Annotated in this window: 13 protein-coding genes and 1 pseudogene; 7 read left to right on the plus strand and 7 right to left on the minus strand. The window is 42.9% G+C overall.

The features are described from left to right. The 3 genes and pseudogenes from A37S_RS27705 to A37S_RS0103305 form a co-directional block, all read right to left on the minus strand. A pseudogene (locus A37S_RS27705) lies at positions 1-206 on the minus strand (hypothetical protein); the annotation flags it as partial. Between the two features lie 44 nt (positions 207-250). Next, complete coding sequence (locus A37S_RS23455) at positions 251-1,873, minus strand: cation-translocating P-type ATPase (protein ID WP_211229713.1); 1,623 nt, start codon at positions 1,871-1,873, stop codon at positions 251-253. A gap of 148 nt (positions 1,874-2,021) precedes the next feature. Then, on the minus strand, positions 2,022-2,864 hold the full coding sequence (locus A37S_RS0103305) for a hypothetical protein (RefSeq protein ID WP_028295753.1): 843 nt from the start codon (positions 2,862-2,864) through the stop codon (positions 2,022-2,024). Positions 2,865-3,563: 699 nt separating this feature from the next. On the opposite strand from A37S_RS0103305, the gene miaB reads away from it, so the two are divergent. From miaB to groL, 7 genes are all read left to right on the plus strand, one after another. Continuing rightward, entirely contained in the window at positions 3,564-4,997 is a 1,434-nt protein-coding gene (gene miaB, locus A37S_RS0103310) for a tRNA (N6-isopentenyl adenosine(37)-C2)-methylthiotransferase MiaB (protein WP_028295754.1), read from the plus strand. Between the two features lie 73 nt (positions 4,998-5,070). Then, entirely contained in the window at positions 5,071-6,309 is a 1,239-nt protein-coding gene (locus tag A37S_RS0103315) for a sigma-54-dependent Fis family transcriptional regulator (RefSeq protein WP_028295755.1), read from the plus strand. Continuing rightward, entirely contained in the window at positions 6,310-6,840 is a 531-nt protein-coding gene (locus A37S_RS0103320) for an LptE family protein (RefSeq protein ID WP_028295756.1), read from the plus strand. Between the two features lie 30 nt (positions 6,841-6,870). Further along, entirely contained in the window at positions 6,871-8,598 is a 1,728-nt protein-coding gene (locus A37S_RS26070) for a putative sodium/potassium/calcium exchanger (RefSeq protein ID WP_051292691.1), read from the plus strand. A gap of 15 nt (positions 8,599-8,613) precedes the next feature. Continuing rightward, the gene (secG, locus tag A37S_RS0103330; RefSeq protein WP_028295757.1) at positions 8,614-8,979 is read left to right on the plus strand and encodes a preprotein translocase subunit SecG; all 366 of its coding nucleotides are present in this window, start codon (positions 8,614-8,616) and stop codon (positions 8,977-8,979) included. Positions 8,980-9,219: 240 nt separating this feature from the next. Continuing rightward, entirely contained in the window at positions 9,220-9,495 is a 276-nt protein-coding gene (locus A37S_RS0103335) for a co-chaperone GroES (RefSeq protein ID WP_028295758.1), read from the plus strand. Between the two features lie 120 nt (positions 9,496-9,615). Continuing rightward, complete coding sequence (groL, locus tag A37S_RS0103340; RefSeq protein WP_028295759.1) at positions 9,616-11,253, plus strand: chaperonin GroEL; 1,638 nt, start codon at positions 9,616-9,618, stop codon at positions 11,251-11,253. Positions 11,254-11,342: 89 nt separating this feature from the next. Here groL and A37S_RS0103345 read toward each other — a convergent pair whose 3' ends face one another. From A37S_RS0103345 to A37S_RS0103360, 4 genes are all read right to left on the minus strand, one after another. Next, the gene (locus A37S_RS0103345; RefSeq protein WP_028295760.1) at positions 11,343-11,789 is read right to left on the minus strand and encodes a hypothetical protein; all 447 of its coding nucleotides are present in this window, start codon (positions 11,787-11,789) and stop codon (positions 11,343-11,345) included. Further along, complete coding sequence (locus tag A37S_RS23465; protein WP_051292692.1) at positions 11,779-12,147, minus strand: phage holin family protein; 369 nt, start codon at positions 12,145-12,147, stop codon at positions 11,779-11,781. The genes A37S_RS0103345 and A37S_RS23465 overlap by 11 nt, the downstream gene beginning before the upstream one ends. 249 nt (positions 12,148-12,396) lie before the next feature. Continuing rightward, positions 12,397-12,666 carry a YtxH domain-containing protein gene (locus A37S_RS0103355; protein ID WP_028295761.1) on the minus strand — a complete coding sequence of 90 codons (270 nt, stop codon included), beginning with the start codon at positions 12,664-12,666 and terminating at the stop codon, positions 12,397-12,399. A 151-nt stretch (positions 12,667-12,817) separates the two neighbouring features. Next, positions 12,818-13,864 (minus strand): AI-2E family transporter, encoded by a 1,047-nt coding sequence (locus A37S_RS0103360; protein WP_028295762.1) that lies wholly within the window; start codon positions 13,862-13,864, stop codon positions 12,818-12,820. Positions 13,865-13,894: the final 30 nt, after the last annotated feature.

Here is a 13,894-nt window from a genome sequence, read left to right on the forward strand (position 1 = left end):
AGTCCCGGACGACCTGTATCTTTCTTGGGAAATGCTTTGTAATAAATGTTCGACAAACTATCCCAGGGAAGCAGATGAGCTAACTTAACCCAACGGTTTTCTGGGTTAAGATGACGATCAAAAGGAGACTCAAATCCCTCAATAATGAGCTGATTCGGACTGCTATAAATAGGGCTAGGTGCACGCCTTTTTGATGCTTTTTTCATAAATCCTTGCACTTGACAACCTAAAAATAACTATAATTCATTGGTTAACAAAACGAATAGAGTTTTTCAGCAGACCCTAAGCTATGTATATTGTCCACATCAATCGCATCCATCTCTTGCGGTAGCTCTTTATATGCTAAAGCGATGACCCGCATGGCACTACTTGACCAATCCTCAATTTCCCTATCGATTTTTTCTCTTTCCGCATGATCTATATGGATACGCTCGTCCCTATTCGTTCGTGCAATTGAGTATTTCAGTACCATTTCGGGGGCACCTACGACAAATAGCATTCGCCTCCCCGACCAATCTACTAGTGTTGCCCGCATTTTAATTTTCGAATCAAAAGGCAGGTCATCTATTCGTTTGATCGTGGAAGAAAACTTGTCATAATAACCAGATTTTCTGGACAAAGCAAGCAAAGCCCCTTCCGTAGGGTCTCCAATGAGTTCATAGGAATCACCATTTTCCTTAATCTCCGCATTATTGCAATATCCAGCAATCGCCATTAATGTTTGATAAGCCTTATTCTCCTTGTCACTGCTACCATCCATGGCGCTAATAGTTCCATAGGGTGACCAGCCCAACCCAGTGGTGGCAAAGACATCCTGAAATCCGGAGCGGAACTGAATAACCGTTAAGACATTTTGGGTCAGTGTTCCCGTTTTGTCCGTCACGATAGTGGTCACGGCCCCCAAGGTTTCGATAGCCGAAAACTCGCGAATGATGACATTCCGTTTGGCCATCCTTTGCGTGCCTATGGCAAGTACAATGGACACAATGGCTGGCAAGCTTTCGGGAATAGCAGAAACCAGCATGGCTATGGAAGTAAACAACAAGGTTTCCACTCCCATTCCTCGCAAAAAATAGCCAATAAGGAACATGATGGTCGCACTGGCTATCGCAATAGTACCCATTTGCTTAGCCAATACATCAATTTTTTCATGAAAATGGGTTTTATGCTGTTTGATGGCAGTCATGGAACGCGCAATTTCCCCAAGCACCGTATGTTCGCCTGTAGCCACCACTACCCCAGTGGCAAAACCGCCCGCAACAAATGTCCCCTTCCATATCATGTTTGCCCTGTCAGCCAGTGGAGTATCCGTTTTTAGAATATCAACCTCTTTCCTAATCGGCAACGATTCTCCCGTGAGCGAAGCTTCGATAGTTCGAAAATTCTTGGCACCGATAAGCCTAATATCGGCTGGAACATTATCCCCTTCTTCCAAAACCACGATATCTCCAGGCACCAGCTCGCGCGCATCTATTGCATGACGTTCGCCGCTCCTTACCACCTTGGCCATCAACACAACCATGGATTTCAGGGAAGCCACGGACCGCTCAGCCTTCATTTCTTGTACGAAAGCAATGATGACGTTAATAATTATAATAGCTAGGATGATATATAGATCTATGACATGCCCGCCCACATAAGAAATAACAGCTGCCAACAACAAAATCCATATAAGCAAACTCTTGAATTGAGCTAGTAGAATTTCAATCCAGGTTCTGGCATCATGCGCCGGGATCTCATTATAGCCATATTTTTCACGTAGTTCTTCTACTTGCTGGATATTGAGTCCTCGCTGTGCATCAGTCTGTAGGCTATGGATAGCGTCTCTTGCGGATATGGCATGCCAAAAATTCTGCCGTTTTAGTTGTTTCATGCTACTTCCCGTGTTCATCAATTTCCCTATAAATTCAAGGAAATAAAATTAACACCTAACAAAAAGAACAACAATGATTTACGCCAGAAAAAAGATGATATTAGTCACATTTTAATACCGTGCTAATATATTCGGTTAATTAAGGAATCTAATTTGCCGAATTTTTCTTATTAATCTGATTGTCTGCTGCGGCAGCCGCTCCAAGCAAGGCAGCGCTACCTATGAGCACAGCGGCAGTCGTACCTTTTACTTCCCTGAACACGAACGTATCTCCACGCTGGTTTCTATAATTGAGCATATTTTCAGGCCTTAGGTTCTTCATTTTCACTACTTCGGATACATAAAACTCATGCTCAAAATTCATCAACCTAGGTTGATTGGAACTTTTATCTATCACATAGACCGTCAGGTAGCTCTTAAACGTAAGCGGTGTATTCTCTGGCGAGAATTGTGAGACTTTCACCGTATTAGTATATCCGTCCAAATCGGCTATCTCTTGATTCTTATATTCGCTATTGGAAATATTTCTAAAAAAATCATCAGGCAACCGCAGCTTGGTCCTTTCCACACGGGCCTTTGGAGGAATAAAGTCCATCCCCCGCGGCAAGGTAGCCTGTGCGTTAAAGGTACCAAAGGAACTTCCTCCTGTCCACCCATCACGTGTGACATAACCAGACCCCGAAGAGAAACTATTACCCTGAATATCGATTTCATCCCCCATGTAACTGGTGGCGTAATCGTCCACAATGAGAGCAGAACGTTGCCAATCTATGTACAACGGTTCGTTGAGCTTGTTGTACACTTCCACATTGACCGGAGCATCTACCCCGAAAAAATTGTATGTAATCTTCAGAGAATCATTTTCGACAATAAAAAGGCCGGATTGGTCATCTTTAACTAGTGCATCTGCCGTATCTACCTTACTCAGGTAATACGTGGAGCAGCTACTCAACAAAATCGAGAAGAATAAATAAGGGACAAACTTTTTCATAAGGTTACAATTTGACTCAAATATAATTAAAATCCCCTCACAAAAAAAGGTTCTACGCTGTAAATCAGCCAACAAGAACTATCGTCACAGCATTGTTATCTTCATGGATAAAAAATCAATCGGATCCCGAAGCAAAATACCTCCTATAGGCCGGATTGATTACAAGCACAAACACCCGATGTCAATTGGTAGATATGGACCAAAATCCAGTATCTTCAAATACCTGAAACAGGTATCGATACGATCAAGTCTTCTTGATTAACCAATTCCTCTTAAATATTAATCATTTTTTCACTATGGCATTAAATATCCTTGATATTACAATCACATATCCTATAAGTCACTGGATGTATGGATCGGGATCAACACCCATTTTTACCGGTTTAACCTTAATATCAAAAGTATATTCCTCCAGACAAATCTTGCATTTCAATATCTTTATCAATATCAAAAACGGTATTACAATCTGAAGAAAAATGATTGTCAGTAAATTATGGCTTTAAATTTTTTTGTCTTCTTAGCTATGTTGAGCAACCATTTATTTCCTCTCCCATAATGCCGCACGCATACGGTGAGTGCAGTGTTAATAAACAAATCAAAATCAACCCAAAAAGAGATGAACAAAACCCAAAAGACAAAAAAACTGACAAACTGTCATTAAAAAATTAATACTATCTTTGCAACATATTTTGAATTGAGATGCTTGAATCACAGATCACATTGAAGGACCACGATGAGGCACGCCAGGGCGAAGCGCTCCTATTGGACAAGAAAGAAGGACGCAGCGGCCGCAAACTCTATATAGAGAGCTACGGTTGCCAGATGAACTTTGCCGATAGTGAAATTGTCGCCTCTATATTGATGGACAAAGGATTTGAAACGACGGGAGACTATAAAGAGGCTGATGTTGTATTTATAAACACTTGTTCTATCAGGGAAAATGCGGAGCAAAGGGTACGCAACAGGCTCAAGGAATTTGAAACGGCAAAAAGTAAGAATCCGGGAATGATTGTGGGCGTGCTGGGCTGTATGGCCGAGCGCCTGAAATCCAAGTTTCTGGAAGAGGAAAAGCTGGTCGATGTGGTGGTAGGCCCAGATGCCTATCGCGATTTACCTAGCCTCATAGAACAAGTCGACGATGGTACCCGTGCCGTCAATGTGCTTTTGTCTCGCGAGGAGACCTATGCCGACATCAATCCAGTGAGGTTAAACACCAATGGCGTGACCGCCTTCATCTCCATTATGCGTGGTTGCGACAATATGTGCTCGTTCTGCGTAGTACCCTTCACCCGGGGCCGTGAGCGAAGCCGCGAGCCGCGATCTATCGTCCGCGAAGCACAAGCGCTCTTTGATGCAGGCTATCGGGAGGTAACGCTATTGGGCCAAAACGTAGACTCCTATAAGTGGACCCCACCTGTTGCGGAAGGCGAACCTGCAGCAGAAACCATTACTTTTGCCAAATTACTGGTCATGGTAGCAGAGATAAATCCACTTCTAAGGGTACGTTTCTCTACTTCGCACCCCAAGGATATCACGAACGAAGTGCTGTACGCCATAGCAGAACACGAGAACATCTGCAATTATATACACCTTCCCGTGCAATCCGGCAACTCACGTATACTGGAGCTAATGAACCGTACCTATGACAAAGAATGGTACCAGGAACGTGTGGATGCCATTAGGCGTATCATTCCCAGCTGTGCCATCTCTACCGATGTCATTACCGGTTTCTGCACGGAAACGGAAGACGAGCACCGGGACACGCTAGCCATGATGGATTACGTGCAGTATGACTATGCCTATATGTTTGCCTATTCGGAAAGACCGGGCACCTTGGCGGCAAAACGTTATGAAGACGACATACCCGACGAAGTAAAAAATCGCCGATTGACAGAAGTTATTGCCAAACAGCGGGAACACAGCCTACTACGTTTGCAAGCACAGGTAGGTAAAACACAAAAAGTGCTAATAGAAGGTTACTCCAAGCGTTCCGACAAGGATTATTGTGGCAGAAACGACCAAAATGCCATGGTAGTATTTCCTGTAGACGAGCGCTTCAAAAAAGGCGATTATGTACATGTCCTTGTGGAAAAATGTACATCGGCTACATTGATTGGAAAAATCAACAATTAAATAACATACAATAATATTATATATAGATTGGTACTTTTCTAAGTACTAAGTACTATTTACTAAGTACTAACAAATGGATATCCAAGATATTAAAAACAGATTTGGTATAATAGGAAACTCACCGCTACTAAACAGGGCCATCGACGTAGCCCGACAAGTGGCCCCTACCGATATTTCCGTACTTATAACCGGAGAAAGCGGTAGCGGTAAGGAAGTTTTTTCCCATATCATTCACCAATTGAGTGCCCGCAAACACGGCCCTTTCATTGCCGTCAACTGCGGCGCTATCCCCGAGGGCACAATAGACTCGGAACTTTTCGGCCATGAAAAGGGCTCATTCACTGGAGCGCATGAGGCAAGAAAGGGCTATTTCGAGGTCGTAAACGGAGGCACCATCTTCCTTGATGAGGTAGGTGAGCTCCCACTGGGCACGCAGGCACGCCTTCTTCGTGTACTGGAGTCGGGAGAATACATCCGCGTAGGCTCGTCCAAAGTGCAAAAAACAAATGTCCGTGTCGTTGCGGCCACTAATGTGGATGTCTACGAGGCTGTAAAAAAAGGTAAATTCCGTGAAGATCTTTACTATAGGCTCAACACCGTGCCACTACGCATTCCCCCTCTTAGGGATAGAAAAGAAGATATCTATCTGCTCTTCCGCAAGTTTATTGCCGACTTTACGGACAAATATAGAAGCCCGAACGTTCAACTGACAGATGATGCCCAACAACTGCTCGTTTCCTATAACTGGCCAGGAAACGTGAGGCAGCTAAAGAATATTGCTGAACAAATAGCCGTACTGGAAAAAGAAAGGCTCATCACCGCTCAGATACTTAGGCAGTACCTTCCCATGGATCAGGGGAGTTCGCTTCCCATGCGCGTGGAAGGCAGCAAGGAAGATTTTTCTGAACGAGACATCTTATATAAGGTGCTTTTTGACATGAAAAAGGACATGGTGGACTTGAAGAAGTTGGTAGTAGAGCTTTTACAAAATGGCATCAATGCCAATACCATAAATGATAACAGTCCCTACTTAAACCAATTATATCAGGATGTTAATGCCAATCGAGGTGAATCCATGATACCGGCCACACTGACCATTCACCATAACAAAGACGAGAAAAAAGAACCCAGTTATGATTTCGTGCCGCATGAGGAAGAAGTAGAAGAGTCGCTCTCCTTAATAGACAGAGAGTCTGACCTCATCAAAAAGGCTTTGAAAAAATACAAAGGGAAACGTAAATTAGCTGCTCAGGAATTAGGCATATCCGAACGTACGCTCTATAGGAAGATCAAAGATCTAAATTTGAATTAGATGATTATAAAGATCAAAAATAAAAAACTATTCACTCATTGTGTTCTTCTCCTTTTAATTGTTGGACTAGGCACCTCTTGCGCCTCCTATTCACTGAGCTTGGCCGGGGCATCCATTCCGGCAGAAATGAAAACGTTCACCGTGGAGTTTTTCGAAAACAATGCGCAAATCGTCAACCCCATACTGAGTCAAAATTTCACAGAAGCACTTAAGGACCGCATTCGCAACCAATCTCGATTGAGCCAAATAGACCAAGAAGGAGATGCCATGTTTACCGGGGCGGTCACGGGCTATGCCATTGGACAAGCAGCCGTGGGAGGGCAAAATGATCAAGCTCAATTGAACCGGCTTACCATCACCATTCAGGTAAAATATACCGACAACATCAATCAGGACAACAGCTTTGAACAATCGTTTTCCAGGTATCAAGATTTTAGCGGTGACTTGCAAACCAGTGAAGCAACCATGAATACAGCCATTATTAATATGCTCACAGAGGATATTTTCAATCGAGCTTTTGCCAATTGGTAACACACAAAACCGAAATAAGCGTAGCAGACAATGAAGCAACAATCTCTGAAAGAAATCTTCCATCAACTACTAGTTACACCAAACTATGCCGACAAGGAGTCAATCGATTCCCTGATCGACGTGTTTCCATATAGTCGTGCATTGTGGTTTGTTAAGGCTAAAATGGAGGTTTCTTCGCCGGAGATTTATCCTCAGCAGACAACTGCGCTCACCAGGGCTGCACTATTGGCTGGCGACAGCGATGTTTTGGCTCAATATCTCTATACGGGAACAACGCCTGCACTAGAGCCAAATACGGCAACTTCTGAAAACTCTTCATCCCTTATAGATAATCGCATTACAGATGCCGAAGAACAAGTAGCCGCATCGGTTGACGAAAACGAAACGACAGCCCTAAGTGAGCTGCCCACGGAAGAAGAAACTTCAACTCCACTTGTCACGGATGCTAGCCTAACCGCCAACGAGCAGCCAGCCTACGAAACCGAAGCTGGCGAAAATGAATCCCCGCAGCAAGAGGAAGAAACCCTTTACGATCAAAACGCTGCTATTGTAGACAAGCAAGAGAATGAAGAAGCAATCGGTTCAGACTACATAGAAAATTCGGAGATCTCCCAGGAGGACGCAGCACCAGAAGAAATAATAGCCGCCGACGAGCAGGAGATTTTAGAAACGCATTATAGCAACGAGCATAGCAGTGCGGAGCAGGAAGATGAAAAAGAGGCATCCACCATTCCCCAACGCGAGGAGCTTGAAGATCCATCAATCAACGAGCTGCCCCCAGAAGGCGAATTTGAAACGGACATAATTGAAACTGCTTCAGCATCTGTTGTTGAACCTGAAAAAGAACAAAGCGCCGAAACCACCCTATCTATCGACGAGGAGGAGCAAGAAGAAGTAAACAGTTCAAACTACATAGAAAATTCGGAGATCTCCCAGGAGGGCGCAGCACCAGAAGAAATAATAGCCACCGACGAGCAGGAGATTTTAGAAACGCATTATAGCAACGAGCATAGCAGTGCGGAGCAGGAAGATGAAAAAGAGGCGTCCATCATTCCCCAAAGCCAGGAGCTCGAAGATCCATCAGTCAACGAGCTGCCCCGAGAAGGCGAATTTGAAACGGACATAATTGAAACTGCTTCAGTACCCGATGAAGCACCTGTTGTTGAACCTGAAAAAGAACAAAGCACCGAAACCAACCTATCGCCTGCTGTCGGCAAGGAGGAAAAAGAAGAGGTAAGCAGATACGATGACGAGCATATGCCTTACAGTTTTCTTTGGTGGTTGCACAAGACACGTATAGATTATGCAGATACCTATCAGCCGTATAATGTTCACGACAGTCGATTGTCGAAGACAAAAAAACCTGCGGGGAATGACATCGACACCCTATTGGATCAGCAAATAAAGCAACATATATTTAACCTGCAAGCACCCGAAAAGAAATTAAGTATCCAAGACACGGGCAAAGAGGAAAGAACTTTTCATTTTGCGTCAAAAACAGACGACATCATAGATCGGTTCATCAAGGAAGAGCCCCAAATCACGCCACCGCGCGCAGATAAAATAACCTTGGAAAACAAGGCCAGGAAAAGTGCCGAGGACGAATCGGAATTTGTATCCGAAACGCTCGCCACTATTTATATCCAACAGGGGCTATACCACAAGGCAGAAGAAACTTACAGCAAATTAAGTTTGAAATATCCCGAAAAAAGTGCTTACTTTGCCGACCGTATCGAAGACTTAAGAAAAAGAAAATAATTAAATAACAAATAAATGTATTATTTACTGCTCACACTTATTATTGTTGCCTCCATCCTGTTGGTATTAATCGTGCTTATACAAAATCCAAAGGGGGGTGGTTTGGCTTCTGGATTTGCTGGAACCAACAACCTGATGGGGGTTCAACGTACTGGAGACATCCTAGAAAAAGGAACCTGGATCTTGGTCATCACCATCATGGTTTGTTCATTACTAATAAATATCGTTGGTGCTGGCCCTTCGTCCGGCAACCAAGGCCGCGAATTACAACAGCAAATAACGCCAACTACGGCTCCTTCCAGCCCCTTGACTCCTGGTACTTCAAGCACAGAACCAGCTACTGGCACTGTAGCGCCAAGCGAAGCTGACACTAGCAAATAGGTTGCGCACAACAAAAATAGTTGACTCTACTATAAAGAGAGAAAGCATCTGCCAATGGGAGATGCTTTTTTATTTGTCAGTATGCTGACAACCTGACATCGCCTACCGAATAGAGAGTGTATTCAAAAATGAAAAATTGGCAAGAAACAAGCATAAAGATCTCTTGGCATAATTCATGAGTATAACCAACCAGAAATTTAACGTTAATCTTTTTAAACAATTAAATAATTTAAAAGAACCATGTCACTAAGTATTAAACCTATCGGAGACAGAGTGGTAGTAGAAGCTGCTGCCGCTGAAGAAAAAACTGCTTCAGGAATTTACATTCCAGATACAGCAAAGGAGAAACCCTCCAAGGGAACCGTAGTTGCGGTTGGGGAAGGAAAAAAAGATGAACCTTTGACCGTAAAAGTTGGAGATCAGGTACTCTATGGCAAATACGCCGGCACAGAAATCACTTACGAAGGCAAGGAATATTTAATTATGCGCGAATCCGATATTTACGCTGTTCTTTAAGAGCGAGCACAAAATATCCCTTTAACAAACAAAAAATCAAAAAACAGTATTAGTTTTTAAACGATCGGCTTCAGGAGAATCTTGAAGAATATTGTATAAAACTTCAAACTTAATTTTATTATGTCAAAACTAGTTAAATATAACGTCGAAGCACGCGACTCATTGAAAAAAGGCGTGGATATCTTGGCTAACGCCGTGAAAGTAACCCTAGGACCTAAAGGGCGTAACGTCATTATCGAAAAGAAATTCGGATCGCCATCAATCACTAAGGATGGTGTTTCTGTAGCAAAGGAAATCGACCTGAAAGATCCTTTGGAAAACATGGGAGCCCAAATGGTAAAAGAAGTAGCGTCCAAAACAGCCGACCAAGCAGGTGATGGAACTACTACCGCTACCGTATTGGCACAAGCCATTGTAAGTGCCGGTATCAAGAACGTAGCCGCTGGTGCTAATCCCATGGATTTGAAACGCGGTATAGACAAGGCCGTAGCTGCTATAGTTACCGATTTGCGCAAGCAATCTCAAACCGTTGGCGAAGATTTTGCAAAAATCAAACAAGTAGCAACTATCTCTGCCAATAACGACGAAGTAATCGGTGAACTGATTGCCGAGGCGATGGAAAAGGTAGGCAAGGACGGTGTCATCACCGTAGAAGAAGCAAAAGGTACGGAAACCGAAGTCAAAACCGTAGAAGGTATGCAATTTGACCGTGGCTACCTTTCTGCCTATTTTGTCACCAATACCGACAAAATGGAAGCAGAACTGGAAAATCCCTACATTTTGATCTACGACAAGAAGATCAGCAATATGAAAGAGTTGCTTCCTATCCTAGAAAAACAAGTGCAAACAGGCAAACCATTGTTGATCATTGCAGAAGATTTGGACGGCGAAGCATTGTCGACCTTGGTGGTAAACAAGATTCGTGGTGCGCTGAAAGTAGCAGCCGTTAAGGCTCCTGGCTTTGGCGATCGTCGTAAGGCCATGTTGGAAGACATCGCCATCTTGACCGGCGGTACCGTTATTTCTGAAGAAAGAGGTTTCAAGTTGGAAAACGCAGATCTTTCTTTCTTGGGTCAGGCAGAAAAAGTAGTTATCGACAAAGACAACACAACTATCATCAATGGCTCTGGCGAAACAGAACAAATCAAGGCTCGTATCGGTCAAATCAAATCTCAAATAGAGACAACTACATCTGATTACGATCGCGAAAAATTGCAAGAACGTCTTGCTAAGCTATCTGGCGGTGTTGCTGTTCTTTACGTAGGCGCTGCCACAGAAGTGGAAATGAAAGAAAAGAAAGACCGCGTAGACGACGCATTGCATGCCACACGCGCTGCCGTTGAAGAAGGCATCGTTGCTGGTGGTGGCGTAGCCTTCATCCGTGCCATCGAGGCGCTGGAAGGCCTTAAAGGCGACCACGAAGACGAAACTACCGGTATCAATATCATCAAACGCGCAGTAGAAGAACCTCTTCGTCAAATCTGTAACAACGCAGGTATAGAAGGATCTATCGTTGTGCAAAAGGTAAAAGAAGGCAAGAGCGATTACGGTTACAATGCTCGCCACGATCGCTATGAAAACCTCATCGGTGCCGGTGTCATAGACCCAACTAAAGTATCTCGTGTAGCTTTGGAAAATGCTGCCTCCATAGCAGCTATGCTATTGACTACCGAATGTGTACTGGCAGACGAACCAGAGGAAGAAAAAGCAGGTGCTGCTGCTCCAGGTATGGGCGGTGGCATGGGCGGCATGATGTAAGAGTAACATTCATGCACAAAAAAGCGGAACATTTGTTAAAATGTTCCGCTTTTTTTATTTTTTATCTAAGACAACCCGAAAACATAAGATCATAAGCCTGTCTTTTGAGTAGGTTTCACCACTACCCTTCTCTTGGTCTTATTAGGTTTTATAAAGGAAGTTAATTTGCTGATCCCAGCAGCAATCCTATCTTTATTCAGCATGCCTGCTGCTTGATTAGATGCAAATGCCAGGACAATGCGCTTAATAAAACCAGCCTTCCTGAACAATACCTTATTGACAAAAAACGGCAATCCCAACTGCAATAAACCAGTGATGCTATCGGGATGGAATTCGGAAGATCCTTTTGACGTGGAGGACTCGCCACCACCTATAAAAAAAGAGCCTAGACTTTTAATGAATCCAAAAGGCTTATTTACTTTCGCTTTTGCCAAAGCTACCTGATTTGAAAGGAAAAGTTCTTGCTCACTCTTCACCTGCTTCAATCGTGCAATTTCGGCATGCAGCTCAGTAATATTGTTTATTTTATTTCTCATTGTTTCCTCCTTCATTCCATTTCCTTAAAAACGAATTGACCATCGAACCGCCAATACTACGCTTAATAGCCCCTCCAAAAAGGGATAATAAGATGATTAACAGAAAAAATACGGCTCCCGTAACCAAAAAGCCCAAAGCATAGCTGTTCATGAGCTCTCCTAAAAACAATGCGAGTGATATGCTTAGATATACGAGAAGGAAAAATGCAAACACAAGCTTTACGATTGTAAGCAATATAACTGGGACAATCTGTGACAATCGCTCTACGGATTGCAAAACAAAAAGATCTTTATTCGTTTGTATGTATTCCTTTAGCTTGTGTATTACGCCTTTAAGAGAAAATTTTTCGTTTTCCATAAATACTTTTTAAATTTTGCCTTTTATATAGGCCCAATTACCCAACGATTAACATTCCCTTGCGTAAGTAAAAGGGATGAAGACATCCTACATATCCTTTCTCTGGATTGATCTGATATAACGTTTCTTCATAATAAAGGCTAGAAAAATTTAGGCTACGAAAGCCTTATATATTGGGTTGCCTATGCCTATTCTCTAACAACAGCGATAGGCAACCCTCTTCTTATTAACAATTACCTGCTTCTATATTCAGGCGTGTTCTTCTATAGCGTCCTCTAGTTCCGCTTCACCTTTGTTAATCTTAGATTTGATAGTAGACACCACACGTTCTTTCAAGTCGTTCAATGTTTCTACCTGTTCAGCGGTTCTTTCTTTAATAGCATCGCTTAAATCTTTCAAGGAATCGCTGATTTTATCTCTTGTATCGGCACCTTTTTCTGGTGCAAATAAGATTCCCAATGCTGCTCCTGCCGCTAGGCCAGCCAAAAGCGCTGCAACCACTTTCCCATTATCATTCATAGCTTTTAAAAATTATAAGGTTAAAAAAAACAATAATATCCACTAAATCTAAACAAATTACGCCATCCCTTCAGCGCAATTATATAAAAAGCTTCTTTTATAAACTTCTTACAAGGAATACAAACTTAACAGCAAACAGTTTGCCAAAAATTCATTCTTTGCTAATTCCTCTTTCAGCGTCTCTTACTTCCGCCAATCTATTTGTCTCATATATTTTTATGGTGATCAGGAAATAAGAAAGTAACAGCGGGCCAAAAACCAAGCCCATGATACCGAACATTGGAATACCGATGATGACACCAATGATGGTAATGATAGGATGGATGTCGCCTACTTTCTTGGCAATAACTAACCGGAGCACATTGTCCACATTAATGACCAGTATCAATGTCCAGAGTAGCATGCCTAATGCATGAGCCGTGTCTCCATCCACAAATTTTATAATGCATGCTGGTATCACTACCATGGGGGCCCCCACCACGGGAATAAACGAAAGGATAGTACAAATTACTCCCCAAAAAATCGGATCCCCAAAACCGAAAATATAATAGCCCAAAGCCACCAAACTACCCTGTACTATGGCTATAAATCCTTGGCCCAACACATTTGAATAGGTGATATTCCTTAATTCCAGTCCAAAGCGAATGGCGTTTTCATCCCTAAAGGGCGAATACCGAAGTAGCCCCCTTTCGAATCCTTTGTAATTGACAAACAAAAAATATAGGAGGAAGTACATCACCGTGATATCCAGAAAAAGCCCCGCCGCACTGTTGAGTACGGACGTCAATAGCCCCCCCGCATAGGTTATGCCTTGTTGTATATTATCGGAAATCAAGTCTGGTTGATTTAATTTATCTCCCATGAACTTATTAACCTGCTCCACGATCTCATTTATTTGTTCTGGATTCTTGGTAAACGTAATCACCTTCTTGGCTATCATGCTGATAAATCCATAAACAGGCAGCACGATGACAAACAAAGAACCGACAATCAAGGAGACAGCAGCCAAGGATGGGCGCCACCGCCATTTTTCTATCAAAAACACATTGATGGGTCTAAATATGGTATACATCACCAATGTAGCCAAGATGGCACCAAAAATACCCCGAATAGAATAAATAATGAACCCTCCCAACACCAGGATGAGTACCAAGGTGATGTTGTTTCTTTGCTTTTGACTAAATAGATTTGTTGACATATACTTCGTTAAATAAAACCTCCATAATGG

The organism is Olivibacter sitiensis DSM 17696 (assembly GCF_000427965.1).
Taxonomy (GTDB): Bacteria; Bacteroidota; Bacteroidia; order Sphingobacteriales; family Sphingobacteriaceae; genus Olivibacter; species Olivibacter sitiensis.